Below are 24,792 nucleotides of genomic sequence, written 5' to 3' on the forward strand. Positions count from 1 at the left end.
GAAAGGCGAGGCGGCGCAAATGAAGAGCAAGCTCGTATCCGATGCACCGAACGCGCAAGTTCATGTCGTCGTGCTCGACAGCGGCGAGGAGGCGTTCGCCGCGCTGACGAGATTCGCCAATGATGCGAAGCTGACGGCGGCATCGCTCACCGCGATCGGCGCGTTCGAGCGGGCGACGGTCGGCTGGTTCGATTTCGAATCCAAGAGCTACCGCAAGATCGAGATCGACGAGCAATGCGAGGTGCTGTGCGCGGTCGGCGATATCGCAACCGGCGACGACGGCAAGGCGAGCCTGCATACGCATATCGTGCTCGGACTGTCTGATGGCTCGACGCGTGGCGGGCATCTGCTTGCCGGGATCGTGCGCCCGACGCTGGAGGTCGTGATCACGGAAGCGCCGGCCAGCCTGCGGCGCCGGAAGCGGCCGGAGCTCGGCATCGCCCTGATCGATCCGGCCGCCGGGTAGTAATTCGGCCGCCTTACTTACCCCTCCCGTAGTAAGTTCCTAAAAATCGACCTGGCCGCCCTGACGGTGCGGAACCGAAGTCGTGGAACCGCGTTCCATGACGGGGCTCGACCGGCAGGCAATCAATGAAGACCGCACTAACGTCCGCGGCCATGCTGCTGTTTACCTCATGCATGGCGAACGCAGAGAGTGGCCTTGCGTCCTATTATCATGGCATCGGCAAGCGCGGCGAGATGACCTGCGCGCATCGCAAACGGCCATTCGGCAGCATGGTCACCGTGTCCTATCGCGGCAGGTCGATCCAGTGCCGGGTCAACGACCGCGGCCCGTTCATTCGCGGGCGGATCATCGATGTCTCGACCACGGCGGCGCGTGCGCTCGGCATCCTGCAGCTCGGTGTCGCACACGTCGTGATCGAGTAGAGGCGCTGGCGGACGCGCGGTCAGGGCTTCGAAGCGGTCGCCCGCTGCTCGGCGATCGCCTTGCGGAGCGTGCGCGACAGCGCTTCGACCGAATAGGGCTTCTGGATCAGCTCGAAGCCGCTATGCGCGTTCTCGGCGAGCACGTTGCTGTAGCCGCTGGTCAGCACCACCGGCAGGCCGGGAAAGCGATCGCGGATCACGCCGGCGAGCTCGACGCCGTTCATGCCGGGCATGATCACGTCGGAGAACACGAGGTCGGCGGCGAACTCGTTCTCGGAGAGGATCGACAGCGCGGCGTTGGCGTTGGCCGCGCGCTTGACCGAATAGCCGAGATCCTCGAGCAGTTCGGTGGAGAACTGGCCGACATCGTCGTTGTCCTCCACCACGAGGACGCGATAGCCGCGGCCGATCGAGGTCTGCTCGGTGCCGGCACTGGCCGCGACCTTGGTGTCCACGGGGCGCATCGCCTGCGGCAGGTAGATGGTGAAGGTCGCGCCGTGTCCCGGCATCGAGGTGACCTCGATGTCGCCGTCGGACTGCTTGACGAAGCCGAAGGCCTGGCTCAGGCCGAGACCCGTTCCCTTGCCGACCTCCTTGGTGGTGAAGAACGGCTCGAAGATCGCGTCGAGATTTTCCGGCGAGATGCCGGTGCCGGTATCCTGGAGCGACACCGTCACGAAATCGCCGCTGCGCGAGGCCTGGGCGCGCAGGGCAGGGATGTGCCTGACCTTCCTGACGCCGATGGTCAGCTGGCCTTCGCCGTTCATCGCGTCGCGGGCGTTGACCGCAAGGTTGATCAGCGCGGTCTCGAACTGCCCGATATCGGCGATCGCGAAACAGTCGGGATCCTCGATCCTGACCTCGATGTGAATCCGGGCGCCGACCAGCGGGCGGATCAGCTGCGTCACGCTGTCGACCTGGGTCCCGACATTGAACACTTCCGGATTGAGCGGCTGCCGGCGCGCAAACGCCAGGAGCTGCGCGGTGAGTTTCGAGGCCCGCTCCACGGTCTCGGAGATCGCGTCGATATAGCGGCGGCGGCGTTCGTCCGGCAGCTCGCGGCGGCGCAGGAAGTCGGTCGCGGAGCGGATGATGGTGAGCAGATTGTTGAAGTCGTGCGCGACGCCGCCGGTGAGCTGGCCGACCGCCTCCATCTTCTGCGATTGCCGCAGGGCTTCTTCGCCGCGCCGCCGCTCGGTGATATCGACGGCCTCCGGCACCGCGCCGACGATGGTGCCGTGCTGGTCCTGCAGCGGCCGCATCGCGAAATCGAAATAGCGCTCGCCGATCGGCAGCTGCAATTGCAGCTCGATCTTGACCTCCTCGCCGCGCGTCGCGGTCGCGAAGGCATTCTGGATCACGCGCGGCATGCCGTTGGTCGCGGCGAACCACGGCGTGTCCCAGAACGGCTTGCCGACGACGTCGGCGGCCTCGGCGCGGATGCCGGCCAGCGCGGTCTGGTTGGTGTAGAGCAGATCGCCGGCGCGGTTGAGCAGCATCTGATATTGATGGCTGGTTTCCAGGATCGCGCGCGTCTGGGCTTCGCGGGATTCGAGCTGCGCGGTGCGCTCCAGGATGCGCCGCTCCAGCGACTCGTTGAGCTTGCGCAGCTCGATCTCGGCTTCCTTGGCGGCGGTGATGTCATGGGCGACGCCGATGAAGCCGATATGCTTGCCGTTCGGGTCCCAGCGCGGCTGCGATTCCGAGCGTAGCCAGCGCCAGTCGCCGGCGGCGTTGCGATAGCGCGCCTCGAGCACGAACGGCTTGAGCGAGAGCTCGCCGGTGATCTGCTCCTGCAGGATGTTCGGCAGATCATCCGGATGCAGCGCCTTGCGCCAGTCGAACACCACCGCTTCCTCGAACGGCAGGCCGAGGAAATCCAGATAGGCCTGGTTGGCGAAGGAGCGGGTGCGATCGAGCTTGGTCACCCAGATCGGCACCGGCGCGCTGTCGGCGATCAGGCGGAAGCGCTCCTCGCTTTCCCGCAACGTCTCCTGCGCCAGCATCTGATCGGTGACGTCGAGATCGGCGCCGACCAGCCGCAGCGCGCGGCCGCCGCGATCGCGCTCGATCTTGGCGACGACGCGGATCCAGCGGCTCTCGCCGTCATTCGGGCGGATGATGCGGTATTCGGCGGTGTAATCCTCGCCGCCGGCCTTGAGCACGCCGAACAGGTGGTTGATGGTGCGTTCGCGGTCGTCGGGATGGATGCGCGCGACCCAGTTCTCGTAGGTCTCGTTGACCTCTTCGGGCGGCAGGCCGTGCACCAGCAGGTATTCGGGAGAGCGGCGGTTGTGCACGCCGTCGCGGAAATCGATCTCGAGCCCGCCGACCCGCGCGATGCGCTGGATCCGCGCCAGCTCGGCCTCGCGCTCCTGCAGCTCGCGATGGGCGCGGTCGCGTTCGCGCGCGATCTCCTCAAGGTGCTGCCGCAGCCGTTCGGCCGCCGCAGCTTCGGGAAGCACATCAGAGGGATCGGGTGGGGTCATACGCGCCGGCAACCTCTGAGCGCAGTTTCACACAGGAACCGCGGGCTTTTCCAGCTTGATTTATCGCGATCGCTTGACCTTCACTTGGTTTTGGGCGGACGGCAATTATAGGCCCGGCGGAACCCGGCCGCCTGCGCATCCTCCTCCGAGCAGAACCAGCGATCCGGATTGCCGAGGCCCGGGTAACTGCGGCACGCCTGCAGGTGGTAGATGCCGACATTGCCGGTGACGCGCGCGCGCACGGCGTACTTGCCCTTGATGTTGCAGCTTGCCGGCATCGGCAGCTCGTCGGGGAAGAGCGCATTGCGGATCTGCGTGTCACGATCGGCCGGGCAGGCGTTGCCGAGCAGGGCGCCATCCTTCTTGGCGTTGCGGAAATCGCGCGGGGCGACGAAGCAGCCCTTCCAGAGCCCGGCGCGGCCATCCTTGGCGGTGGCTTCGTCCGGCTTGAATCGGCCAGTGGCCGACCCCTCGACATTGAGGGCGTAACCCTTCTGGATCAGCACCTGGCTGAGGCTGGTCGGATCGCCCTCGATCTTGCAGACGCCGAGGCGGCGCTTCTTGAAGCTCGGATCGACGCCGATATCGTCGCAGTGAATTGGCTTGCCGCCGATCAGCTTGGTCAGCTGGTCGCGCGCTTCGATCCCGCAGGCCCAGACGTCGGCATGTTCGTCGATACAGAGCTGATCGACCGCCGGCGCGTCGATGCCGTCGAGCCGGTAGGTCGTGTTGCCGAGCTGAACCGTGCCGGCGTCCTTGATGACCGCTGATGCCGCAGGACCGGCGGTCGCGGGCTGGCCAGGGATTGCAGACAGGCAGGTCAGGAGAAGCGTCGTGGCGACCGGATTTCGAAACCGCATTTTTTCACTTCGGATATTTGGCGGGCAGCCGGTCTTCTAGCACAGCCAGGTACGATCCAACCAAGGCTGTTCACGCGAGGGGGCGTGCGCGCCGTCACATCGCGATCGGCATTCCGCGACGTAGAACGGCCGGACATTGCCGTCGATAAGGATGCTGACATGGCCGAGTTCATCATCAACCTCATTGCCGATGTCATTACCGACATCTGGACCCTGCAAAGCCTCGCGCGCTGGCGGCGGAAGAGGAAGGCCGCCCAGGAGCGCGCGTCCGATCAAAGATCCGATTGACTTGATGAGAACAAAATAGGAACATGATGCGCCACCTGAATCCCGGATACCGCATGATGTCTGCACGGCCCGAATCTGACGACGATGACGGGCTGGAAGCGGCTGTCGACCAGGCCATTTCCGCCTGCGGCGGCAATCTGCGCGCCACCATCCGGGCGCTGATCGTTGCCAATGAATTCCTCGAGAATGAGGTCAGCGAGTTGATGAAAGCGGTGGCGAAGGCGCATTCCCGCGGCCGCTTCAAGACCTATTCGGGCTGAGATACCCCTCAGGCTACCGCCAAGGACTGGCCAGGCACTGGCCGAGCACGGGGCTGGGTCTGCATTAGACCGTTGCCTCTGGGGCAATTTGCTGTACCAACGGAGTGGTTACGCCCAATCGCCCGTGCCAGATTGCGCGGGGAGGAATCCTGCCAAAAAGCCCAAGCAAGAAGAGCATGTTCAAACGAATTCTGATCGCCAACCGCGGCGAGATCGCCTGCCGGGTCATCAAGACTGCGCGCCGTATGGGGATTGAGACGGTTGCCGTCTACTCCGAGGCCGACCGCGACGCGCTGCATGTCGAGATGGCCGACGAAGCCGTGCTGATCGGCCCGCCCGCGGCAGCCGAGAGCTATCTTCTGATCGACAAGATCGTCGAGGCCTGCCGCAAGACCGGCGCGCAGGCGGTGCATCCGGGCTACGGCTTCCTGTCCGAGCGCGAGGCATTTCCGCGCGCGCTGGAAGCCGCCGGCATCGTGTTCATCGGCCCGAACCCCGGCGCCATCGCTGCGATGGGCGACAAGATCGAATCCAAGAAGGCCGCTGCGAAGGCGAAGGTCTCGACCGTGCCGGGCCATCTCGGCGTCATCGAGGACGACAAGCATGCCGTCCAGATCGCCGACGAGATCGGTTATCCCGTGATGATCAAGGCCTCCGCCGGCGGCGGCGGCAAGGGCATGCGCATCGCGCATTCGAAGGGAGAGGTCGCCGAAGGCTTCAACCTCGCCAAGGCCGAGGCGAAATCGTCGTTCGGCGACGACCGCGTGTTCATCGAGAAGTTCATCGTGGATCCCAGGCACATCGAGATCCAGATCCTCGGCGACAAGCATGGCAACGTGATCTATCTCGGCGAGCGCGAGTGCTCGATCCAGCGCCGTAACCAGAAGGTCATCGAGGAGGCGCCGTCGCCGTTGCTCGACGAGCAGACCCGCCGCAAGATGGGCGAGCAGGCAGTCGCGCTGGCCAAGGCCGTCAACTACGATTCGGCCGGCACCGTGGAGTTCGTCGCCGGCCAGGACAAGAGCTTCTACTTCCTGGAGATGAACACCCGCCTGCAGGTCGAGCATCCCGTCACCGAGCTGATCACCGGCATCGACCTCGTCGAGCAGATGATCCGCGTCGCCGCCGGCGAGAAGCTGGCGCTGGCGCAGAAGGACGTGACGCTGACAGGCTGGGCGGTGGAATCCCGCGTCTACGCCGAGGATCCGTTCCGCAACTTCCTGCCGTCGATCGGCCGCCTGGTGAAATACCGTCCGCCGGCCGAGGCCAGCCATGACGGCATCACGATCCGCAACGACACCGGTGTGCAGGAGGGCGGCGAGATCTCGATCCATTACGATCCGATGATCGCCAAGCTCGTCACCCACGCCCCGTCGCGCGCCGCCGCGATCGAGGCGCAGGCAACCGCGCTCGACGCCTTCTATGTCGACGGCATCAGGCACAACATCCCGTTCCTGTCGGCGTTGATGAACCATCCGCGCTGGCGCGAAGGCCGGCTCTCGACCGGTTTCATCGCGGAGGAATTCCCCAAGGGATTTTCCGCGCGCGCACCGGAAGGCGAGATCGCGCGCCGCCTCGCGGCCGTGGGCGCTGCGATCGATCACGTGCTGGGCGAGCGCAAGCGGCAGATCTCCGGCCAGATGGGCGGTCGCGTGGTGCAGCGCGAACGCCGCCGCGCGGTGTGGCTCGATCGCGCCGAGATCGCGCTCGATGTCGCCCGCGAGGATGACGCCATTGCGGTGCGCTTCATCGGCGCCGATGGGCTGCCCGGCAATCCGCACAATCTGGTGTCGAGCTGGGCGCCGGGCGAGCCGGTCTGGCAGGGCACCATCGACGGCAATTTCGTCGCGGTGCAGGTGCGGGCCATCAACAACGGCTTCCGCCTCGCGCATCAGGGTTTCGAGGTGCCGGTCTATGTCTTCACCGAGACCGAGGCGACCTCGGCGCGGCTGATGCCGGTGGTCTCGGCCGCCGACACCGGCAAGAAACTGCTATGCCCGATGCCGGGTCTCGTGGTCTCGATCGCGGTGACCGAAGGGCAGGAGGTCAAGGCCGGCGAGACGCTCGCGGTCGTTGAAGCGATGAAGATGCAGAACGTGCTGCGCGCCGAGCGCGACGGCACCGTGAAGAAGATCCACGCTGCCGCCGGCGCCACGCTCGCGGTCGATGCGCTGATCCTGGAGTTTGCTTAGACTCGTCACTGCGAGCGAAGCGAAGCAATCCATATCTCCTCAAGCCGTGGATTGCTTCGTCGCTTCGCTCCTCGCAATGACGCGGGTGGAGACTACACCATGGCCTTCCGCAAGCGCCGCGAAGCACTGCGATCGATCCTCAACGGATCAACCTGCATCCGCCCGGGCTCGGTCTACGATGCGACCTCGATCCGGATCGCGGAGGACCTCGGTTTCGAGCTTGGCATGTTCGGCGGCTCGGTGGCTTCGCTCGCCGTGCTCGGCGATCCCGACATTGCGCTGATCACGCTGACCGAGTTCGCCGAGCAGATACGCCGGATGTCACGGGCGTCGACGCTGCCCGTGCTCGTCGATGCGGATCATGGCTACGGCAATGCGCTCAACGTTCGCCGCACGGTTCAGGAGGTCGAAGCCGCCGGTGCCGCCGGCCTCACCATCGAGGATACGCTGCTGCCGCAGGCGTTCGGCCAGGCCAAGCCGCAGCTGATCTCGCGCGAGGAAGGCGTCGGCAAGATGAGGGCCGCGCTCGACGGCCGCAGCGATCCGTCGCTCGTCATCCTGGGCCGGACCGGCGCCGTCTCGATCACGGATCTCGACGATGCGATTGCGCGCGCCAGGGCCTATGAGGCGGTCGGTGTCGACGGATTGTTCTTCACCGGCATCAAGTCGCGCGGCGAGCTCGAGGCGCTGTCGGCCGCGACGACGCTGCCGATCGTGCTCGGCGGTGCGCCCGAGGAGATGACGGCGCCGGATTATCTGGCAAGCCGGCGCGTCAGGATCGCGCTGCAGGGCCACGCGCCGTTCGCGGCCGCCACCCAGGCGGTCTACGAGACGTTGAAGGCGCTGCGTGACGGCACCTCGCCGAAGCACCTCAAGGGCATCGCCTCATCCGAACTGACCGGACGCGTGATGCGCGAGGCGGAGACCAAAGCGCGCAGCGGCGAGTTCCTCGGCCTGAAGAAATGAGCGGCGTGATCCGCCACGTCACGATCAGCGGCCGCGTCCAGGGCGTCGGCTATCGCGCCTGGGTCGATGCGCAGGCCAACGCGCGCGGCCTCGAAGGCTGGGTCCGCAACCGCCGCGACGGCAGCGTCGAGGCGGTGTTCGCCGGTGCCGACGATGTTGTCGCCGACATGATCAAGGCGTGCGGCCGCGGACCATTCTCGGCGCGCGTCGATCGCGTGCAGGCCGATGCCGGCACGGCCGACCTTTTGAACCTGCGCGGGGCAGGCGAGCGGTTCGCGTTCCTGCCGACGGTGTGACGCGTGGCCTACGCTGCCGAGATCACCAGCGCCTGAATCTTCCCGTCGATAGGGCCATTGCCAAAGCGGCGTGCCAGCGCTTCTGCCACGCGCTCTGTTGCGGCCTCGAGGCTGGGTTGACCCTGCGCCTCGATCTCACCGCGCGTCGGCGTGCCTTGGCAGTAGGCGATGGCGGCGTCCCGTGCTGAGGCAGCGGGACTTCGTTTGGTGACCAGCTCGATGGCAATGTCGCGAAAGCCGGCAGCGGTCAGGTCGGCGCGGATCCGCGCGGGATCGTGATAGCCATGCGGCGTCCGCGCCATGAACTGCGGCGGGTCGCCCGGAAACACCAGGTGCATCGTCTGCTGCATGACGTCGGCGAAATCGTTCTCCTCGATCTTGTCCCAGACATTGAAGAAGAAACGCCCGTCGGGCCTGATCACCCGCCGCGCCTCGGCGTAACCCTTGACGCGGTCGGGGAAGAACATCGCGCCGAACTGGCAGGCGACGATATCGAAACTCCCATCGCCAAATGGAAGTGACAGCGCGTCGGCCTGCTGCCAGCTGATGTTCGCCTTGCCCGCGAGGTGGGTTTTCGCCTGCGCCAGCATCGGCTCGTTGAGGTCGGTCGCGGTGATCTTCGTATCGGGCAATTCCGTCGCCAGAACGGTCGTGACCGCACCGGTGCCCGCCGCGATCTCCAGCAGGTCACGCGGCCGATGGCTTTTGATGCGCTGCGCGAGGTCATTGGCATAGGGCGCGAAGATCATCGGCACCATGAGGCGGTCGTACAGCTGCGGGACCGAGCCCGCGAATACCTTGTCGGAAAGGGGGGCCGTCATATGCGTTCCCTCGAAAAGCGGAATGGCCGTCGTGGCCGTCGCGGGCTGAAGCCGCGTCTGAAGTATGGACCGGCGATCCGCACCGGCCAACGGCCCGAATGGTGCCCCAACGCCAATTTCGCGGCCGGCCGCAGCCCTTGACTTTCACTCCGAACAGTCTGATATTTCTGTCATGACAGAAATAACCGCCAAGAAGAAACTCCCTGCCGCCGTCGAGCGCTTCATCCTGCATTGGGGCGACATGGGCGACCAATGGGGCGTCAACCGCTCGGTCAGCCAGATCCACGGGCTGCTTTATCTCGCGGAAGCGCCGATGACGGCGGAGGACATCGCCGACACGCTCGGCATGGCGCGCTCCAACGTCTCCAATTCGATCAAGGAGCTGCTGTCCTGGGGGTTGATCCGCCGGGTGCCGATCCTCGGCGACCGCCGCGACCACTTCGAGGCCGAGACGGATATCTGGGAGGTCGCCGCCAAGATCGCGGCAGGCCGCAAGGAGCGCGAGATCGATCCCGCGCTGGCGGCCCTGCGCGCCTGCGTCTCCGACGCGGCCGACGATCCCGCCATCAGCCCGCTCGCCAGCAAGCGGCTGAAGGAGATGCTGACATTCACCGAGCTGGTCGACCGCTGGTACACGCAGATGCTGAACGTACCGCGGCCGCGTCTGGTCGCGCTGGTCAAGCTCGGCGAGAAGATCGTGAGTTTCCTGCCCACGGGCAGGGCCAAATAGGGGCTGCGGCGTAACGGGAGTGTGCGATGGCGTCAGCAAGGATATCCACCTTAAAGACAGCGCCGGCTTCCGATACCAAACTGCTCGACGATCACCGCTTCCGCACACTGCTGACGGATGAGGATTGGGGCCGCCTGCCGGTTGCGATCTGGCGCCGTTTCTCGAAGCGGTTCGAGGACGGCAACACCGTCGTCTATGTCGGTGAGGTCGAGGAGGCCTTCAGCAGCCGCGCCGGCTGGTGGCTGGCACAGGCCGCGCGGCTGATCGGCGGACCGCTTCCGACCGGCACCGAGACCGGCGTGCCGATGATCGTCACGGTCACCGAGGACGCGGCCAGCGGCGGTCAGATCTGGACCCGGATCTGCGCGCGCCGCGACGGCTTCCCGCAGGTGATTCATTCCGCCAAGCGTTTCGCCGGGTCGACCGGGCTCGAGGAATATGTCGGCTTCGGCGTCAGCATGGCGCTGCGGATCGCGGTCGAGCACGAAGCGCTGGTGTTTCGCAGCGTCGGCTATTCGTTGCAGCTCGGCCCGTTTCGTCTGCGGCTGCCCGATTGGCTCACGCCGGGCGATCTCACCGTGACCCATTCCGATCTCGGCTGCGGCGACTTCCGCTTCACGCTGGAAATCATCCACCCGCGTTTTGGCCGGCTGATCCGTCAGTCCGCCGTGTTCAGGGAGGCCTCGTCATGACGCCGCTGCTGTGGACCTTGGTCGCCATCCAGATCGCGATGGGCGCATTCGACACCTTCTATCACCACGAATTCACCGAGCGGCTCGCCTGGCGTCCCTCGCAGCGCCATGAGCTGCAACTGCACAGCGTGCGGAACGTGCTCTATGCGCTGCTGTTCCTGGTGCTCGGGTGGCTCGAGGTGCACGGCATTCTGGCGATCGCCATCATGGCCGTGCTGGTCGTCGAAATCGTCATCACGCTGATGGATTTCGTCGAGGAGGACCTGAGCCGCAAGCTGCCGCCGAGCGAACGGATCAACCATACGCTGCTGGCGATCAATTACGGCGCCATCCTGGTGCTGCTGGTGCCGGTGCTGATCGGCTGGGCGATGCTGCCGACCGCCGTCGTGCCGGCTTCAGCGGGCCTGCTTAGTTTGTTCGCGACGGCGGCGGCCTTCGGTGCCGCGCTGTTCGGCGCGCGGGATTTTGCCGCGGCGAGACGCCTCGGACGGATGTCGAGCGTGCCGCCCGCAACCCTGGTTGAGAGATTGCCGGCGCGGCAGACCGTGCTGGTCACCGGTGCGACCGGCTTCATCGGTAGCCGTCTCGTCACGAGCCTCGCCGCGTCAGGCCATCAGGTGATTGCGCTGATCCGCAATCCGGCGAAGGCCGACATGTTGCCGCCGCCGGTGACGCTGATCACGAGCCTCGACCAGTTGCCCGCGGACTGTCGGATCGACGCCATCGTCAATCTCGCGGGCGAGCCGATCGGCAATGGTCTGTGGACCGAGGCCAAGCGCCGCAGGATCATCGCCTCGCGTATCGACATGACGGCGGAGGTGGTCAGGCTGATCGCGCGGCTCGAACGCAAGCCGTCGGTGCTGGTGAGCGGCTCCGCGATCGGCTGGTACGGGTTGTGGCAGGACCAGGTGCTGACGGAGTCGGCGAAATCCCATGCCTGCTTCAGCCATGAACTGTGCGAGGCCTGGGAGAATGCGGCGAAGCCGGCCGCCGATCACGGCGTGCGCGTGGCTTACTTGCGGATCGGTCTTGTGGTCGGCACCGATGGCGGCTTCATCACGCGGATGCTGACGCCGTTCGAATTCGGGCTCGGCGGACCGCTCGGCTCCGGCAAGCAATGGATGTCGTGGATCGAGCGCGACGATCTGGTGCGCCTGATCGCGCATGTGATCGCCAAGCCCGAGCTGTCCGGTCCGATCAATGCGACCGCGCCGATTCCGGTCACCAACACCAAGTTCACCGAGGAGCTGGGACGGCGCCTGCATCGGCCCGCGATCTTCCGCGTGCCTGCCGCGCTGCTGCGCACGGTGGGCGGCGACTTCGCCAACGAGCTGCTGCTCGGCGGCCAGCGCGTGCTGCCGAACAAGGCGCTGAGCAATGGCTTCGTGTTCCGGCACGAGACCCTGCGCAGCGCCTTCGAGGCGATCTTGTAGAGGAAGGCGCGATGTCGAGCGGCACCTGTTCCCGTGCACTGGTCGGATGGCTGGCCGCGTGCGCCGCTGCAACTGTGGTCATGAGCGCTTTTGGAATCATGGTCATAGCGGTCGAGATGAGCCGCGATCCGAACTCGACGCTGCCTCTCGGAGACAGTCCCATCATTTTGCTTCTCGCATTGATCGACTTCATCCACGTTTGCGTATTCACCGCGATTCCTTCGGCCTTCGTCATCTGGCTGAGTAGAAAATACCAGATCCGTTCGGCCGTGTTCTTCGGCTGCGCCGGCGCCGCAATCGGAGCCGTGTGCATAGGTGTGCTCGATCGGTTTCTCGCGGTGACAATACCGGGGCGCGGCGGCCTGTTCGGCCAACTCGCTACCGTGTGGACGTCGGGTTTCGGCGGTCTATGTGTCGCGGCCGGGCTCGCGGCGGGCCTGACCTATTGGCTTGTCGCCGGAAAGCAGCTCGCAGCCGTGCACCCGGTGTGATCCGGTGTGCCTGCATGAGACCTCGCGCGGCGCGTTCGAGGGGATCTGGTGAGGAGGAGCGGATGTCCAGTAGCTGTTCCCGTGCATTCGGAGCCTGGCTTGCGGGCTGCGGCGCCGCGACGGCGGTGATTGCAGCCATCGGGCAGACCTGGCTGATGTTCGCTTCGCGCGGCGACGTCGCCCGGCTCCTCTACGGCATTGTGGTGCTCCTGATTCCCTCGGCCGTGGTGTTCATCATCACTTGTCTGCTGACCGCCATCCCGGCGGCGATCGTGATCTGGCTGAGCGAGGAGTTCGAAATCCGATCGGCCGGATTCTTCGCCGGCGCCGGCGCTGCGATCGGTGCGTTGAGCATCACGGTGCTGCTGCGGTCTCCGGTGGTGTGGACCTCCGGAGTTGTTGGCCTGTTCGTCGTGGCGGGATTTATTGCGGGCCTGACCTATTGGTTCGTCGCGCAGGAGCTGGAGGCGAACGAGCATTCGCCGTAATGCCACGGGGTCGTCTCGCATTACACGGCGGATGCCACGCTCCGGAACGTCGCCGCGAGTGTCCGCAACGCCGCCAGCTTGGCGGGATCGCTGACCTTGGAGTACAGCATCACCTTTGACGCGCCGAGCCGCGGCAGCTTGTACGCGGGACCGATGTCGATCAGGCCCGGCGGCGCGATGCGGCGGACGAGGGGCGCTGCGGCTAGGCCCGCAAGCGCGGCTGATACCACCGCGGTGACGCCGCCGCCGACGAAGCTTTCGCTCCAGGCGATGCCGGCCTTGTCCAGCGCGCGCACGGCCAGCGCCCGCACGCCGCAGGGTGGTGCCAGCGTCGCCAGCGGCAGCGCATCGCCGCGCGGCCAGACGAAGCGCTTGGCGGCGAACCAGCCGAATTCGTCTTCGGCCAGCTTCTCGCCGCCGCGCCGGCTGCCTTCCTGGCGCACGATCACGGCGTCGAGCTCGCCGGCATCATAGGCATCGAGCATCGCGCGCGAGAAGCCGATCGTCACGGATAGTGCAAGCTGCGAGGCCATCGCATGCAGCCGTTCCAGCAGCGGCACCAACTCGGGGCCTGCGGCATGATCGCTGATCCCGAGCGTGAGCTGCTGCCGCGCCGGCTTCTCGCCGGACAGAGCGCGATCATGCACCTCGATCAGCGCACGGGCGTGATGCAGGAACGCCGCGCCGTCGGCGGTGAGCCGCACCGCGCGCGGCGAGCGCTCGACCAGCCGCTTGCCGAGCAGGGTCTCTAACCGCTGCAACTTCATGCTGATCGCGGCCTGCGTGGTGCCGAGCGCCTCGGCGGCGCGGGTAAAGCCCTGCAGCTCGGCGACGAGGAGGAAGGCCTGCACGGTGTCGATATCGAGGGTCGCTGTCATGATCAATGATCGTTATCATTGCTATATACATAGATAAGATATCAAGATGGTGCGCAAAGGTCTAGCTAGATGAGGCGCGATTGATCCGCGCCAACCCAATTCAAGGAGACCGATCATGCCGCTCATCACCGTCACCTACGCAACGTCCCGCGAAAGGCCGTTACTGAAGTCAGACATCGCCGCCGCCGTGTCGGATCTGACGGCTGGGATCCTGCACAAGGATCCCAAGGTCACCGCGATCATCGTGAAGTCGACCGATGCCGCCGACTGGTTCGCAGGCGGCAAGTCGCTCGCCGAACAGGGGCTCGCGAGCTACTGGCTCGACATCCATGTCACCGAGGGCACCAACACCAAGGACGAGAAGGCGGCCTATCTCGCCGCGCTGTTCAAGCGGATGGGCGAGCTGCTCGGGCCGCTGCACACCGAGAGCTACGCCCATGTCGACGAGGTGAAGGGCGATGCCTACGGCTTCGGTGGCCTCACCCAGGAGCGCCGCTACATCGCCGGCAAGCTCGAGGTCGCGCCGCAGAAGGCGGCGTGAGTTCTAGCCGGCCGCCTCCGGCAGGCGCGCCGCGGTGTCGCCGAACACCTCGGAAAAGGCCTGCCGGAGCGCGATGTCGACATCGGCCATCGTGACCGGCAGTCCGAGATCGACCAGCGAGGTGACGCCGTAGCGGGGATCAACCACGCCGCAGGGCACGATCGCCTGGAAGTGGGAGAGGTCGGGCTCGACATTGATCGCGATGCCGTGGAACGAGACCCAGCGGCGCAGCCGTACGCCGATTGCGGCGATCTTGTCCTCGTGGCCGTGCCCCTTGTCCGGGCGTTTCACCCAGACCCCGACGCGGTCCTCGCGGCGTTCGCCGCGGACGTTGAAAGCGGCCAGCGTTCGGATGATCCATTCTTCCAGCGAGGCGACATAGGCGCGCACATCGGGTCGGCGCCGCTTGAGGTCGAGCATCACATAGGCCACGCGCTGGCCCGGGCCGTGATAGGTGACCTGGCCGCCGCGGCCGCTCTGGAAGGTCGGAAAGCTCGGGGCGAGCAGATCACCGGCCTTGCCGCTGGTGCCGGAGGTATAAAGTGGCGGGTGCTCCAGCAGCCAGACCAGCTCAGGCGCTGATCCGTCGGCGATCGCCGCCACCCTCGTGTCCATCGCGGTGAGGGAATCAGGGTAGGGCACCGGACGGTCAGCAATCCGCCATTCGACCGCTTCGCCGCCCGAGGGGCGCGCAAAGGTCGTTAGATCGAGGCTTTGGCGGTCATTAACCATTAGCTAACCCTAACGTGGTCAGGTGAACCCACAATTTAGTTCCCGTTCGGCGGTTCAGAAGTGCCCACGCTCGATAAAGTCAGCGTCGATCTCATGGTGGTCCTCGGTACCACCACCATGCCGATTCACCAGGTCATGCGGCTGTCCCGCGGCGCCATCATCGAACTGGATGCCACCGAGGCCGACGAGGTCAAGATCCTCGCCAACAACCTGCCGGTGGCCAGCGGCGTGGTCCTGGTCGACCGCAACCGGATTGCGGTCGAGGTCAAGCAAATGCTGCCGAAATCTCCCGGCGTTCGCAGTTAATTCCTGCATTAATCGCCTTGTCCCTGCATCGATGATTTGTTACATGGCCCCGTCGATGCGGCGGCGCCTCAGGGTTCCATCCGGCATCCCAGCGCTCGTGGCGGAATTGGTAGACGCGCTGCCTTGAGGTGGCAGTGGGTAACACCGTGGGGGTTCGAGTCCCTCCGAGCGCACCATAATCCCACATTTTCCATTGAAATGACTGGGCTTTTTTCCGGATGTTAGCCGGGAATGGCACCACTGCGTTCCAGCGCGGTGTCGGTACCTTGTTCGCGCCTGCGACCGGCAATATGTCGTTGAGGGGCTGATTCTGATCAAACGTGACGATCCCCCATGCCGCTGACCCCGAGCTTTCCCGATTCGCTTGCGCGACCGCGCTCCAATCCCGTTTGAACAGGCTGCTTCCCCGTCTTACGTCAACTCTGCTGGATTCCTCGAAACCGCGGATTGGATCACAGCGCCGTCGCCCCGAGTGCGAGCAAGAGGGCCAACGGTGTGATCCGGACCCGGCACTTCAAGACATGAAAGCGAGCCGAGGACCGTCATCGACCGCGTATCCACGCATGATTTCGGCGGTGTTGGCGTCTGCAGGAAAGAAGGATTCGATGGATAATTCATCCGGCGTTGCGTCGCTGGCCGTATTGAACGTCGCGAGAATCATCAGGAACGCGAGCTCGCCGAATCTTGTCGACAACCGTAACGACGTGGCAATCTCGATAGCAGCGTCGAATCCGCTTTCCGCGAGGACGGGGCGCGGATAACTCTCCACCTCCTCCAGCAATTCTGCAGAACTCGCGCTGCCGTAACGTTCCACATCGAAGCGCAGCCGATTTAGCAATCGCGACCGCACCACATTGTAATTTCGAAGTGTCGGCGCAAGCCCGTCCGGGTGCAGGCAGACGCGCACCACATTGAGTTTCGGCTCCAGCAGGTGCGAGACTACATCCGACAGCAGCACTCCGACACTGCGATTGGCCGCCACGATGTCGTATCTCCGATCGATGACGAACGCGGGATACGGTTCATGAGCCCGCAGAATCTGGCGCAGGGCGACCGCGATGCGTTCCATTTCCGGAGCATCGAGTGACCTCGTCTCGCTAATCGGAGCAAATCCCGCGCACAGCAGCAACTCGTTGCGCACCTGGATCGGCAGGTCGAGCACCCTGGCAAGTTTGAGCACCATATTCCGGCTCGGAGCCGCCCGCCCTGTTTCGACGAAACACAGGTGTCGAGTTGATATCTCTGCGCGATTCGCAAGCTCGAGCTGGCTGAGATGCCGGCGGTCTCTCCAGACGCGCAGAAGTTCTCCTGAGGATTTGCGACCACCTTGGTACCACATGAGCCGAACCGTACGCGGCGTGTCGCGTGGTGTCATTTACCTGCGAGGTAAATGCTTATCCGCATCGTGTCATGCTCCAAAGATCTCTTTCGCCGACACGCGGGACTGCTGACGGATCAAGCGGAAATCCGAGCCTTAAATTTCAAGCATTGACCAGCGAAGTAATCGACACCGCGCGACTTCGGATGCGACGGTCCTCTGGATCACACGTGGAGCGCTGCAGAAACGCGGGCAGGTGGCCCGGATCTCGGCGATTGCACAGCAACCAAATCCAAGGGGGGAGACCGTGTTGACGAACCGAAAAGATCTTGAAGCGCTCGTAAAGCAATATGCCGCCGCGAAGGAAGCGCATGACCTCGATGCGACCGTTGCGATGTACGCCGAGGACGGCACCTACCAAAGCATCGGATTCGGCCCGGTCGTAAAAGGTCATGCCGAACTGCGTAAATTCTTCGGCGCCTTGTTCACGGCCGTGCCGGACTACCACGGTGAGTTCGTCGGCGCGAGTTACGGGGGCGACTCAGCCGTCGTTTGGGGCAGCTGGGGCGGGACCCTCGCCGGTGACTTCCTTGGGCTCGGAACCAAAGTCGGGAATAAGCTGGATATCCCGGCGGCATTCGTATGCACGTTTCGCGACGGCCTGCTCGTCAAGGAAGTCGGGTACTTCGACACGGCGGAATTCTGCGCCCAAGCAGGTATCAAGTTGAGCGTAGCCAGGCCGGGCCTTGGTTCCAACTTCGCCCAAGTCTACAAAGAGTTCTGGCAGGCCCCGGACCGAAGCTTGACCAAGTCGGCGATCACTGACGACATTTTAGCCAACTGGCCAGGACCCGACGGCATCGGGAAGGGCAGCGTTTTCTACCAGAAGCAGATTGACCGCGTGATCGCGTCGATGCCCGATATCAAGCTCGAAGTGATCGACTATCTCGCGGAAGGCGAGCTCACATTCCTCGAGTTCAGAGCATACGGCACGGTTGGCGGCAAGCCTGTCGAATTCTTCGGAATCGACCGCTTCAAGGTCTCCGAAGACTCTCGAGTCTACGACTCGAAAGTTTGCTTCGATCCGACGGTGATGCAACGTGCGCTCTGGCTTTCCGAACTCTCTTCCCTGGAAAAATCCGAATAGCCATCTCAGAGGAACACTCTGACATCAATCATCGCCGGTGCATCTCGTCGGTTGGTTCGAGGCTCGTGTCCAACGCAACCTCGAATGAGCTGATGAGGCCGGAAAGCAAGGCTGGATTTCGATTGCCTTCCTGCAATTGACTGCGCCTGCTTATTCCCTGCCGCGATGTGGTGGTCCCCTCGTGGCAGGCGGTTAAGCAGGCCTATCGCCGCTCTGCGCTGCGGGCGGCTGGATCGCGCCCCGGGGCCAACGGCCGCCATCGAGCCCGCGGTGGGTGCGGCACCAGCAACACATGCAGCGTGCGCGGGATCGGCTGGCCCCGAGGCTCAGGGTTAATCGCGCCGTCGCGTTAGGGTTATCGCGATGTAAATGCGGCGCGCCGTTCGAATTTGATTTAACTGATTGCCGGTCGGTGCGAAGCCCCAGGCGGGTTCGTCGAACCGCCACTGTAGCTGGATTGCCGGTGCTACTCCCTGATGTGCTCGAGAGCACCGTTTCAGGTTTGCCGTCCGATAACGGACGGCGCGACCAATAAGAAACTGACGCGCCTCCGCGGCCATGCTGCGCGCGCGACGTCGCTGCTCACACACTCGAAGGGAGATCGCTTATGGACCTCGTGACCAATCCGGCAACCGATCTGATCGAGTCGCTGGCATCGAAGGTGTCCGGTCGCAACCGGGCCAGGAAATATCAGGAATTCATCGATCTGCTGCAACCGCGCAGCACCGATACCATCATCGACATCGGCGTCACCGATACCGATTACTGGTCGACCGACAATTATCTGGCCAAGCACTATCCCCATCCGGAACGCATCACGGCCCTCACGCCCGAGAAGATGGAGCACTTCAGCCGCAACCATCCGCAGATCAAGGTCGTCAATGGCGACGGCTGCGATCTGCAGTTTGCCGACGCCAGCTTCGACATCGGCTATTCGAACGCCGTGATCGAACATGTCGGCAGCCGCGAGCGGCAGATTCAATTCGTCCGCGAGATGCGGCGGGTGTCGAAGCGCGGCTATCTGACGACGCCGAACCGCCTGTTCCCGATCGAGGTGCACACGCGTCTGCCGCTGCTTCATCTCATGCTGTCCAAGCCGCAGTTCGATCGCTGCCTGGAATTCATCGGCAAGGGCTGGGCGGCGGGCGACTACATGAACCTGCTGTCGCGCAGCGAGCTGGAATCCGTGCTGCAGACGGCGGGCGTCACCAATTATCAGATCAGGTCGATGCGGCTGGTCGGTCTCCCCCTCACTTACACCGTGACCTGGATGAATTGAGCGGCGATGCTCGTCGCGCGGATCAGCTCCAGACCTGAAGCCGGCTGGTGAAGCTCTGCATCGTGAACAGCCCCTGGGCGGCGGCGAGCGCAGCCGACGCAGTGTCGTTGTTGTGGCTTGTGGCGGTCGTCCGCGACAGCAACTGGGCGAGCGGATCGAGCGACGCCAGCTGATAGGTCTTCGCCAGCGGAACCAGCAGGCGCTCGCGGGCGGACGCGTGTAGCCCGGATTCGGCGAATCCAATCAAGGCATCGACGCCGTTCCCTAGCAGTTGCGAGGTCTGGCGCATGGTGATGTCGGCGGGCGGCGGTGGCGCAAACTGGGCGACCGTGCGGCGCAGGCCGGCCATGATGCGCGACACCACATCGCCAGCCTGCGCCGGGCTTCGCTCGGGGAAATCCAGCGACGACTGCGTCTCGCCCCACAGCGCCATCGGCTCAAGCACCATCCTGCCGGCCTCGGGCCGGGCCATCGCGACAATCGCAAACGGCCGCTTGTTGCCGGCGTCGCCGAGCGCGGCCTCGAGCGCCGCGATGCGGCGCGCGCCGAGGCCGCGTCCTTCGTCATCGTGATCGAGCGTGAGCGACAGCCAGGCGCCGCTTGCATCCATCAGCGGCCAGCGTAGCCGCTGCGTCAAATCGTCGAACGCCACGGGCGCGATCCGGCTCGGCAGCAGCACCACCGGCTGCGCCGCGACCGCAGGCGAATCGAGCGACGGCGCGAAGCAGCGCGAGAGATGGCCGGCCAACATCGGCCAGGACAAATGGACGAGATCGGCGAGCGGCGCATTGTGATCCACCGTCCACGCCGCAACCGACTCGCGGTCCGGCTTGAACGGCTGGATCGCTTCGGCGCGGCTCGTCTGCGACAGCGAGAGCCGGCCGGTTGACGACGCCTGTGCGCCGGACAGGCGGAAGCTCGCCGACGCCAGCCGCGCCAGCGTCTGGCCCCAGATCGCCTGGTTGCGATACGCATCGCGCGGGTCGAAGCGCGTATCGTGCGTCGTTCCCCGGGCGAGCGTGGTGGTGAAGCGCCGTCCGGTTGCCGGTTCGACGAAATGGCCAGTGACGCCGACCGCGCCGGCGATGGTCTCGAATATGGTCGCGCCAAGGCCGATCAGGTTGATGTCGCCGATCGGCTCATATTCGGCGCGCACCGTTCCGGCCAGCCGGCGCAGGCGCGCATCGTCATTGGTCTGCGACAGCGCATGGAGCAAGGCGTGGCTGAAGGCGATCTCGCGCAACAGCTCCGCCGCATCATGATTCACATTGCGTAGGCGGCGCTGCTCCAATCCTTCGGCGATGCGCCGCAGGCTCGTCGAAAGCCTCGGCATCGCCTCGGCACGGCTCGACACCGCAAGCAGCATCAGCCGCTCCTCAAGCGCGCGTGAGGGGACCGCAAACCCTTGCGCATAGGCACGGCAGAGCGTGTCGCGCATGACGGCGAGCAGGGGGCCGTCCGGTACGAACCCTTTCTGGTCGGTAGCGGGCTCCGGCTCGTCGAGCTCGATGGCGTCGTGGCCGAAATGGCGGCGTGCCGCGAGGATCGCGGCGGCGTGGCCGGCAGGGCGGCGGCGCTCCGGCAGGCCGGACACCACGGCGTTGAAATCACCCTCGGCCGGGATCGCGACCTCGATCTCCTCCGCATTCGACTTGAGCATCACCCGCAGCGAGAGCTGTCCGGGTTCGATGGTCGTGGTCTCGGCCAGCGCCAGCAGCCGGATCGCCTCGCGCAGGCCGGTCTTGCCGACGGCGCCTTGCAACACCTTGCGATCAAACGCCGCAAGCCGCGCCGGCCAATCGATCTCGACGGCAGGAGTAGCCGGTGGCTCTCCGGCCTGCGTCCGCAGCGCGAAGACCACCGCGATCTTGTGCCGGCAGATCGTCGCAGCCGGACAGCTGCAGCGCGCCTTGGCGAGCCCCTTGTCGTCGAGCCGAACCGTGGCGCCCTCGACCTTGCCGACGATTTCATCGGCACCGATCGCCTCAAATTGCACATTGGCCGCATCGGCACGGCCGCGGCGAACGATGCCCTTGGACGCCATCGCCTCCAGCGTGGTGTCCTCGATCTGGGCATAGAGTGGGATGAGGTCGGACATGATCGTCGGCCGTTAATCCATGACGCCAACGAGCCATTCGGCGAAGCGGTCGGGCGTCATCGCCGCGACGTGCATGCCGAGGCCCACCAGCTTCTCGGCGGTGGAACGATCGAACACGGCAGCGCCGTCGGTATCGAGCGCGGCGAGGCCGATCAGCTTGACGCGGGCCTCAGTGAGGCGGCGGACGCAGCGCAGCAGCTCGGACAGCGAGCCGCCTTCCTCGAAATCGCTGATCAGCGCGATCACGGTGCGGCTCGGATTGGCGACGAGGGTTTCGCAATAGGTCATCGCGCGCGCGATGTCGGTACCGCCGCCGAGCTGCACCGACAGCAACAGGTCGACCGGATCGGCGAGCTTGTCGGACATGTCGACGATCGAGGTATCGAAGGCGACGAAGCGAACCTCGACGGCGGGCAGGCCTGCGAGGATCGAGGCCATCACGGTGGCGTGGATCAGCGAGTTCAACATCGAGCCGCTCTGGTCGACGCACAGGATGATCGTCCACGGCATGCGCCGCTTCTGGCGCGAGACGAAATGCAGCCGCTCGGCGATGATGGCCTTACGCTCGGGGTCGAAGTGCCTGAGATTGTCCCGGATGGTACGGCGCAGATCGAGATTGGCTGCCGAGCGCAGCTTGCCGCGGCGGAAGCGGTCGCGGCGGCCCGACAGGGCGCGCTCCAGCTCGGCCTTCAATTTGCGCTTGAGGTCCTCAACCACGGCATCGACGACGCGGCGGATCGCCTCGACCAGGTTTCGGTCGGCCTTGCCCTTGAAGGCGAGCAGCACTTTCATCAGGTCGAGATTGGGCTGCAGCTTCTCCAGCGCGGCCGGATCGGCGAACAGGCCGGCGAGGCCGAGATCGTTCAGCGCATGGCCCTGGATGGTTTCGAACACCGACGCTGGAAACAGCCGGCGGCTGTCGGTGAGCCAGTCGGGGATCGTGATCTGGCTTGGATCGAGCGAGCCCTTGCGGCCGCTGCCGAGACGCAGGCCGCGCTGGCGCCCGCGCTCCGCATAGATCCGCTCCAGCAGCTGATCGCGACGGCGATCCTCCGCGCTGAGGCCGGAGCTGCCGAGCCGATTATCCGCATAGCGACCGAGCGCCATGCGCCAGCGCAGCAGCCGGCGGGTCTGCTCGGCGGACAATTGCGTCGGCTTGTCGTTCGGCGGCGTCATGGCGCGGGCTCCAGCCATGCTGCGAGGCCGTCCTCGCGCCATTGATTGCGCAGCCTTTCGCTGAGCGCCAGATGGTCCGCCAGCACGTGGGTGCTAGGGGCCTGTCGCAACAAAGCGAGGTCGTGGTCGCCGGCGCCATGTGCGGCGGCGACGATGGCGGCCACCCGATCGGTCTCCTGCGGGCTCAATTCGGCAAATGCCATGCGCAGCTGCGGCAGCAGCGCGAGGAATCCCGGATCGTCGACGGCGCCGAACAGATTGTCGATCGCCGTGATGACGCTGCTGTCATTGACGAACAGCTGCGGTGCCAGCGCCATCACGCCGGACAGCGTGCGGATCGCTTCGCCAGGGCGCGCGAATGCGCCCGCCAGCGCCGCCGACAGACGTCGCCCGGCCTCGGCCTCGTCGATCAGGCCGATCACCGCGGCAACCGCGATGACCGCGCCGTTCAGCTGCGGATCGAGCTGTGCCGACATCAGATGCTGCACGGCATCGCGGAGCGGCTGCGTCGGAAATGGTGGATCCGGATCGGCCATCGCCTCCGTCAGCGCCGCCAGACTGGCGACCGCTTCGCCGGCATTGTCGGCGTTGACTGCGGCGAGGTCAGGCAGCAGCTCGGCGATGCGGCGGGCCAGCCGGTCGAGCAGGGCAGGGAGCAGGGCGGCGAATGCGCTGATAGCAGCGTCGGACTGCATCCCCCTGGCGCGGCTGTCGAGGGCCTGGCCGATCACCAGCGCGTTGGCGAGGCGCAGCAGATGGGTGTCCGCGCCGACTGCGACGCTGACGGCCGCGACCAGCGCCTCGGCCGCGCTGCCGATCCCGGCATCGAAGGCGATGGCCAGGAGGTTGAACGCCGCCTCGGCGTTGTTGCACTGGCCTTCGGTCTCGAGGTCGGCGAGGCGCCGGATCAGGATCGTCGCGGCTGCGTCTCTCACGGTTTCGCCGTCGGCCGCGCGCTCGATCAGCGCGGCCTCGACGGCGGGCGACCAGGAGTAGGTCCAGGTCTCCATCAGCATATCGGCGCGAAACCCGTGTACCCTGTCGGGGCCCTTGACGCGCTCGGCGAAGGGCGCTGCGACCAGCCGCATCGCGTGCAGGAACCGGCTGGTCTGGCCGTGGCGCGGCTTGCGGTAGATGTCGAGCTCGCGCGTCTTGGGCACGGCGTCTTCGAGCGAAAGGCCAAGACTCCGTGCTTCCACGCGCGCACGTTCGACCAGCGGCGGCAGCCGGCTGCCGGGTGGCAGGTCGCCGAGCCGGTCACCCTGGAGGAACGTCCGGAAGGCGGCGAGCAGCGGATGGGCGCCGACCTCGATCTCCTCCTTGATCGCGGACGATTGCAGGGCGTCGAACAGCTCGGTTCGACCCGGCTCGGACAGGCCGCGCAGCTCGGCGAGCCGGGTCGCAGTCTCGATCATGGCGCGCAAGGTCGGAAACGCGAACGCCAGCGCCGGTTCGTGTTCGATCAGGTGCGCGCGAAAGCCGACCAGGATCTCCTCGGTCAGCGAGCTCTTGGCATCGTCATCCGCTCCGGTCAGGCGCTCCCAGACCCGCTCGTAGAAGCCGGGCAACGGCAGGCCGGCGCCGTAGCCGTTCAAGCGATCGAGCGCGCGGAAGTCGTAACGGACCAGCCAGGCATTGGAGCGCGCCGCCGCGCCGGCAGGTCGCGACGTCTCCAATGCGGCATCGATCAATGCCGGCGTATGAAAGCCGCCGGTGACGATGACGATCGGGCCGGCGCGCGCTGCGATCGCCTCCTGAATGCAGGCGCGCATCATCGCTTCCCGCACCAGCGTTCCGTCGGTGCGCAACTCATCCGGGTCCGATGCGGCACGCAGCGCGGCGCAATAGGCGCCGACGCCGGCAAAGAAGCCGCGCCAGTCGGTGCCGCGGGCGCGCGCCTCGAACAGTCCGTCCCACAGTCCGAGTCCGTCGCGAAACCCGGTCCGCGCGCACATCGCCTCGACATAGGCGCCGCGATCGAACATCGTCTCGCGCATCGGCAGCAACGGCTGGTCCGGCCGGTCGCGGCGGTCGGACAGCATCGCGGCGTGGCGCGACGGCAGATCGATGAAGCGGACGGTGGCGCCGAGCTCGGTCGCCTGCTGGATAGCGACGAATTCGGGCGAATGGCGGCAGATCGGATAATAGGTCGTGCCGCCGCGGCCTTTCTCCGCGTTATCAGGCAGCGCCACCATGGCAACCGGCGGCACAACGCCCGGCGCGAGCATCTCGCCGATCAAGGGCTCGAAATCAACCGGCCCCTCGATCAGCACGGCAGCCGGCCGGATCGCGCGCAGTGCTCCCCGCAGATGCAGTGCGCAGGCCGGCGAGTGATGGCGGATCGGAAAGAAGTAAAGGCCGCGTTCGGCGTCAAACAGCCGGAGAGCGGTCGCGGCCGGATCGAGTGCGTTCATGCCGCGAGC

General features: G+C 65.6%; 25 protein-coding genes and 1 tRNA gene. 17 read left to right on the forward strand and 9 right to left on the reverse strand.

The window, feature by feature from the left end; genetic code table 11:
* The first annotated feature begins 19 nt into the window (after positions 1–19).
* Both BRSPCE3_RS06575 and BRSPCE3_RS06580 read left to right on the forward strand, forming a co-directional pair.
* Positions 20–466, forward strand: a complete 447-nt coding sequence (locus BRSPCE3_RS06575; protein ID WP_244065018.1) for a PPC domain-containing DNA-binding protein — start codon at positions 20–22, stop codon at positions 464–466.
* Positions 467–591: 125 nt separating this feature from the next.
* Positions 592–888 (forward strand): septal ring lytic transglycosylase RlpA family protein, encoded by a 297-nt coding sequence (locus BRSPCE3_RS06580; RefSeq protein ID WP_244065019.1) that lies wholly within the window; start codon positions 592–594, stop codon positions 886–888.
* A gap of 20 nt (positions 889–908) precedes the next feature.
* Here the strand turns inward: BRSPCE3_RS06580 and BRSPCE3_RS06585 are convergent, their stop codons facing one another.
* Both BRSPCE3_RS06585 and BRSPCE3_RS06590 read right to left on the reverse strand, forming a co-directional pair.
* Positions 909–3,377: a PAS domain-containing protein gene (locus BRSPCE3_RS06585; RefSeq protein ID WP_244065020.1), complete on the reverse strand. Its 2,469-nt coding sequence runs from the start codon at positions 3,375–3,377 to the stop codon at positions 909–911.
* 80 nt (positions 3,378–3,457) lie between these two features.
* On the reverse strand, positions 3,458–4,237 hold the full coding sequence (locus BRSPCE3_RS06590) for a thermonuclease family protein (RefSeq protein ID WP_244065021.1): 780 nt from the start codon (positions 4,235–4,237) through the stop codon (positions 3,458–3,460).
* A gap of 159 nt (positions 4,238–4,396) precedes the next feature.
* On the opposite strand from BRSPCE3_RS06590, the gene BRSPCE3_RS36005 reads away from it, so the two are divergent.
* The 5 genes from BRSPCE3_RS36005 to BRSPCE3_RS06610 all read left to right on the forward strand — a co-directional run bounded on the left by BRSPCE3_RS36005 (position 4,397) and on the right by BRSPCE3_RS06610 (position 8,239).
* Entirely contained in the window at positions 4,397–4,525 is a 129-nt protein-coding gene (locus BRSPCE3_RS36005) for a hypothetical protein (protein ID WP_283843088.1), read from the forward strand.
* Positions 4,526–4,578: 53 nt separating this feature from the next.
* Positions 4,579–4,785 (forward strand): hypothetical protein, encoded by a 207-nt coding sequence (locus tag BRSPCE3_RS06595; RefSeq protein ID WP_016840474.1) that lies wholly within the window; start codon positions 4,579–4,581, stop codon positions 4,783–4,785.
* A 176-nt stretch (positions 4,786–4,961) separates the two neighbouring features.
* Positions 4,962–6,977 carry an acetyl/propionyl/methylcrotonyl-CoA carboxylase subunit alpha gene (locus BRSPCE3_RS06600; protein ID WP_244065022.1) on the forward strand — a complete coding sequence of 672 codons (2,016 nt, stop codon included), beginning with the start codon at positions 4,962–4,964 and terminating at the stop codon, positions 6,975–6,977.
* Between the two features lie 99 nt (positions 6,978–7,076).
* Positions 7,077–7,943, forward strand: coding sequence for an oxaloacetate decarboxylase (locus BRSPCE3_RS06605; RefSeq protein ID WP_244065023.1), 867 nt, complete (start codon positions 7,077–7,079; stop codon positions 7,941–7,943).
* The gene (locus BRSPCE3_RS06610; protein WP_244065024.1) at positions 7,940–8,239 is read left to right on the forward strand and encodes an acylphosphatase; all 300 of its coding nucleotides are present in this window, start codon (positions 7,940–7,942) and stop codon (positions 8,237–8,239) included. The genes BRSPCE3_RS06605 and BRSPCE3_RS06610 overlap by 4 nt, the downstream gene beginning before the upstream one ends.
* An 8-nt stretch (positions 8,240–8,247) precedes the next feature.
* Here BRSPCE3_RS06610 and BRSPCE3_RS06615 read toward each other — a convergent pair whose 3' ends face one another.
* Complete coding sequence (locus tag BRSPCE3_RS06615) at positions 8,248–8,997, reverse strand: class I SAM-dependent methyltransferase (RefSeq protein ID WP_375709870.1); 750 nt, start codon at positions 8,995–8,997, stop codon at positions 8,248–8,250.
* A gap of 235 nt (positions 8,998–9,232) precedes the next feature.
* On the opposite strand from BRSPCE3_RS06615, the gene BRSPCE3_RS06620 reads away from it, so the two are divergent.
* The 5 genes from BRSPCE3_RS06620 (at position 9,233) to BRSPCE3_RS06640 (ending at position 12,894) form a co-directional block, all read left to right on the forward strand.
* A complete protein-coding gene (locus BRSPCE3_RS06620; protein ID WP_244065025.1) occupies positions 9,233–9,790 on the forward strand; it encodes a GbsR/MarR family transcriptional regulator in 558 nt (185 codons plus the stop codon).
* Positions 9,791–9,816: 26 nt separating this feature from the next.
* Complete coding sequence (locus tag BRSPCE3_RS06625) at positions 9,817–10,482, forward strand: DUF4166 domain-containing protein (RefSeq protein WP_244065026.1); 666 nt, start codon at positions 9,817–9,819, stop codon at positions 10,480–10,482.
* Positions 10,479–11,915 (forward strand): TIGR01777 family oxidoreductase, encoded by a 1,437-nt coding sequence (locus tag BRSPCE3_RS06630; protein WP_244065027.1) that lies wholly within the window; start codon positions 10,479–10,481, stop codon positions 11,913–11,915. Before BRSPCE3_RS06625 ends, BRSPCE3_RS06630 begins: the two co-directional genes overlap by 4 nt.
* Before the next feature lie 11 nt (positions 11,916–11,926).
* On the forward strand, positions 11,927–12,406 hold the full coding sequence (locus tag BRSPCE3_RS06635; RefSeq protein WP_244065028.1) for a hypothetical protein: 480 nt from the start codon (positions 11,927–11,929) through the stop codon (positions 12,404–12,406).
* Between the two features lie 62 nt (positions 12,407–12,468).
* The gene (locus BRSPCE3_RS06640) at positions 12,469–12,894 is read left to right on the forward strand and encodes a hypothetical protein (RefSeq protein ID WP_244065029.1); all 426 of its coding nucleotides are present in this window, start codon (positions 12,469–12,471) and stop codon (positions 12,892–12,894) included.
* A 20-nt stretch (positions 12,895–12,914) separates the two neighbouring features.
* Here BRSPCE3_RS06640 and BRSPCE3_RS06645 read toward each other — a convergent pair whose 3' ends face one another.
* Positions 12,915–13,772 carry a LysR family transcriptional regulator gene (locus BRSPCE3_RS06645; RefSeq protein WP_244065030.1) on the reverse strand — a complete coding sequence of 286 codons (858 nt, stop codon included), beginning with the start codon at positions 13,770–13,772 and terminating at the stop codon, positions 12,915–12,917.
* A gap of 115 nt (positions 13,773–13,887) precedes the next feature.
* Between BRSPCE3_RS06645 and BRSPCE3_RS06650 the strand changes: the two genes are divergently transcribed.
* Positions 13,888–14,313 carry a 4-oxalocrotonate tautomerase family protein gene (locus BRSPCE3_RS06650; RefSeq protein WP_244065031.1) on the forward strand — a complete coding sequence of 142 codons (426 nt, stop codon included), beginning with the start codon at positions 13,888–13,890 and terminating at the stop codon, positions 14,311–14,313.
* Between the two features lie 3 nt (positions 14,314–14,316).
* Here the strand turns inward: BRSPCE3_RS06650 and lipB are convergent, their stop codons facing one another.
* Positions 14,317–15,045, reverse strand: a complete 729-nt coding sequence (lipB, locus tag BRSPCE3_RS06655) for a lipoyl(octanoyl) transferase LipB (RefSeq protein ID WP_244065032.1) — start codon at positions 15,043–15,045, stop codon at positions 14,317–14,319.
* Between the two features lie 60 nt (positions 15,046–15,105).
* On the opposite strand from lipB, the gene BRSPCE3_RS06660 reads away from it, so the two are divergent.
* Together BRSPCE3_RS06660 and BRSPCE3_RS06665 are read left to right on the forward strand one after the other, a co-directional pair.
* The gene (locus BRSPCE3_RS06660) at positions 15,106–15,351 is read left to right on the forward strand and encodes a FliM/FliN family flagellar motor switch protein (RefSeq protein WP_021080574.1); all 246 of its coding nucleotides are present in this window, start codon (positions 15,106–15,108) and stop codon (positions 15,349–15,351) included.
* 91 nt (positions 15,352–15,442) lie between these two features.
* Positions 15,443–15,527, forward strand: a tRNA-Leu gene (locus tag BRSPCE3_RS06665).
* Positions 15,528–15,865: 338 nt separating this feature from the next.
* Here BRSPCE3_RS06665 and BRSPCE3_RS06670 read toward each other — a convergent pair.
* The gene (locus BRSPCE3_RS06670) at positions 15,866–16,690 is read right to left on the reverse strand and encodes a helix-turn-helix transcriptional regulator (RefSeq protein WP_244065033.1); all 825 of its coding nucleotides are present in this window, start codon (positions 16,688–16,690) and stop codon (positions 15,866–15,868) included.
* 289 nt (positions 16,691–16,979) lie between these two features.
* On the opposite strand from BRSPCE3_RS06670, the gene BRSPCE3_RS06675 reads away from it, so the two are divergent.
* Together BRSPCE3_RS06675 and BRSPCE3_RS06680 are read left to right on the forward strand one after the other, a co-directional pair.
* The gene (locus BRSPCE3_RS06675; RefSeq protein ID WP_244065034.1) at positions 16,980–17,816 is read left to right on the forward strand and encodes a nuclear transport factor 2 family protein; all 837 of its coding nucleotides are present in this window, start codon (positions 16,980–16,982) and stop codon (positions 17,814–17,816) included.
* A gap of 607 nt (positions 17,817–18,423) precedes the next feature.
* Positions 18,424–19,095, forward strand: a complete 672-nt coding sequence (locus BRSPCE3_RS06680) for a class I SAM-dependent methyltransferase (protein ID WP_244065035.1) — start codon at positions 18,424–18,426, stop codon at positions 19,093–19,095.
* A gap of 22 nt (positions 19,096–19,117) precedes the next feature.
* Here the strand turns inward: BRSPCE3_RS06680 and BRSPCE3_RS06685 are convergent, their stop codons facing one another.
* Genes BRSPCE3_RS06685 through BRSPCE3_RS06695 form a run of 3 tightly spaced genes read right to left on the reverse strand, consistent with a single transcriptional unit; the run spans position 19,118 to position 24,783 of the window.
* A complete protein-coding gene (locus BRSPCE3_RS06685; protein WP_244065036.1) occupies positions 19,118–21,193 on the reverse strand; it encodes an SWIM zinc finger family protein in 2,076 nt (691 codons plus the stop codon).
* 12 nt (positions 21,194–21,205) lie between these two features.
* The gene (locus BRSPCE3_RS06690; RefSeq protein ID WP_244065037.1) at positions 21,206–22,387 is read right to left on the reverse strand and encodes a VWA domain-containing protein; all 1,182 of its coding nucleotides are present in this window, start codon (positions 22,385–22,387) and stop codon (positions 21,206–21,208) included.
* On the reverse strand, positions 22,366–24,783 hold the full coding sequence (locus BRSPCE3_RS06695) for a DUF5682 family protein (protein ID WP_244065038.1): 2,418 nt from the start codon (positions 24,781–24,783) through the stop codon (positions 22,366–22,368). Before BRSPCE3_RS06695 ends, BRSPCE3_RS06690 begins: the two co-directional genes overlap by 22 nt.
* Positions 24,784–24,792: the final 9 nt, after the last annotated feature.

Origin of the sequence: Bradyrhizobium sp. Ce-3, assembly GCF_022835695.1 — a bacterium.
GTDB lineage: Bacteria > Pseudomonadota > Alphaproteobacteria > Rhizobiales > Xanthobacteraceae > Bradyrhizobium.

Coding starts and splice junctions, on each gene's coding strand:
- BRSPCE3_RS06575 (WP_244065018.1), top strand. CDS start 20: ATGAAGAGCAAGCTCGTATCCGATGCACCGAACGCGCAAGTTCATGTC.
- BRSPCE3_RS06580 (WP_244065019.1), top strand. CDS start 592: ATGAAGACCGCACTAACGTCCGCGGCCATGCTGCTGTTTACCTCATGC.
- BRSPCE3_RS06585 (WP_244065020.1), bottom strand. CDS start 3,377: ATGACCCCACCCGATCCCTCTGATGTGCTTCCCGAAGCTGCGGCGGCC.
- BRSPCE3_RS06590 (WP_244065021.1), bottom strand. CDS start 4,237: ATGCGGTTTCGAAATCCGGTCGCCACGACGCTTCTCCTGACCTGCCTG.
- BRSPCE3_RS36005 (WP_283843088.1), top strand. CDS start 4,397: ATGGCCGAGTTCATCATCAACCTCATTGCCGATGTCATTACCGACATC.
- BRSPCE3_RS06595 (WP_016840474.1), top strand. CDS start 4,579: ATGATGTCTGCACGGCCCGAATCTGACGACGATGACGGGCTGGAAGCG.
- BRSPCE3_RS06600 (WP_244065022.1), top strand. CDS start 4,962: ATGTTCAAACGAATTCTGATCGCCAACCGCGGCGAGATCGCCTGCCGG.
- BRSPCE3_RS06605 (WP_244065023.1), top strand. CDS start 7,077: ATGGCCTTCCGCAAGCGCCGCGAAGCACTGCGATCGATCCTCAACGGA.
- BRSPCE3_RS06610 (WP_244065024.1), top strand. CDS start 7,940: ATGAGCGGCGTGATCCGCCACGTCACGATCAGCGGCCGCGTCCAGGGC.
- BRSPCE3_RS06615 (WP_375709870.1), bottom strand. CDS start 8,997: ATGGTGCCGATGATCTTCGCGCCCTATGCCAATGACCTCGCGCAGCGC.
- BRSPCE3_RS06620 (WP_244065025.1), top strand. CDS start 9,233: ATGACAGAAATAACCGCCAAGAAGAAACTCCCTGCCGCCGTCGAGCGC.
- BRSPCE3_RS06625 (WP_244065026.1), top strand. CDS start 9,817: ATGGCGTCAGCAAGGATATCCACCTTAAAGACAGCGCCGGCTTCCGAT.
- BRSPCE3_RS06630 (WP_244065027.1), top strand. CDS start 10,479: ATGACGCCGCTGCTGTGGACCTTGGTCGCCATCCAGATCGCGATGGGC.
- BRSPCE3_RS06635 (WP_244065028.1), top strand. CDS start 11,927: ATGTCGAGCGGCACCTGTTCCCGTGCACTGGTCGGATGGCTGGCCGCG.
- BRSPCE3_RS06640 (WP_244065029.1), top strand. CDS start 12,469: ATGTCCAGTAGCTGTTCCCGTGCATTCGGAGCCTGGCTTGCGGGCTGC.
- BRSPCE3_RS06645 (WP_244065030.1), bottom strand. CDS start 13,772: ATGACAGCGACCCTCGATATCGACACCGTGCAGGCCTTCCTCCTCGTC.
- BRSPCE3_RS06650 (WP_244065031.1), top strand. CDS start 13,888: ATGCCGCTCATCACCGTCACCTACGCAACGTCCCGCGAAAGGCCGTTA.
- lipB (WP_244065032.1), bottom strand. CDS start 15,045: ATGGTTAATGACCGCCAAAGCCTCGATCTAACGACCTTTGCGCGCCCC.
- BRSPCE3_RS06670 (WP_244065033.1), bottom strand. CDS start 16,690: ATGTGGTACCAAGGTGGTCGCAAATCCTCAGGAGAACTTCTGCGCGTC.
- BRSPCE3_RS06680 (WP_244065035.1), top strand. CDS start 18,424: ATGGACCTCGTGACCAATCCGGCAACCGATCTGATCGAGTCGCTGGCA.
- BRSPCE3_RS06685 (WP_244065036.1), bottom strand. CDS start 21,193: ATGTCCGACCTCATCCCACTCTATGCCCAGATCGAGGACACCACGCTG.
- BRSPCE3_RS06690 (WP_244065037.1), bottom strand. CDS start 22,387: ATGGCTGGAGCCCGCGCCATGACGCCGCCGAACGACAAGCCGACGCAA.
- BRSPCE3_RS06695 (WP_244065038.1), bottom strand. CDS start 24,783: ATGAACGCACTCGATCCGGCCGCGACCGCTCTCCGGCTGTTTGACGCC.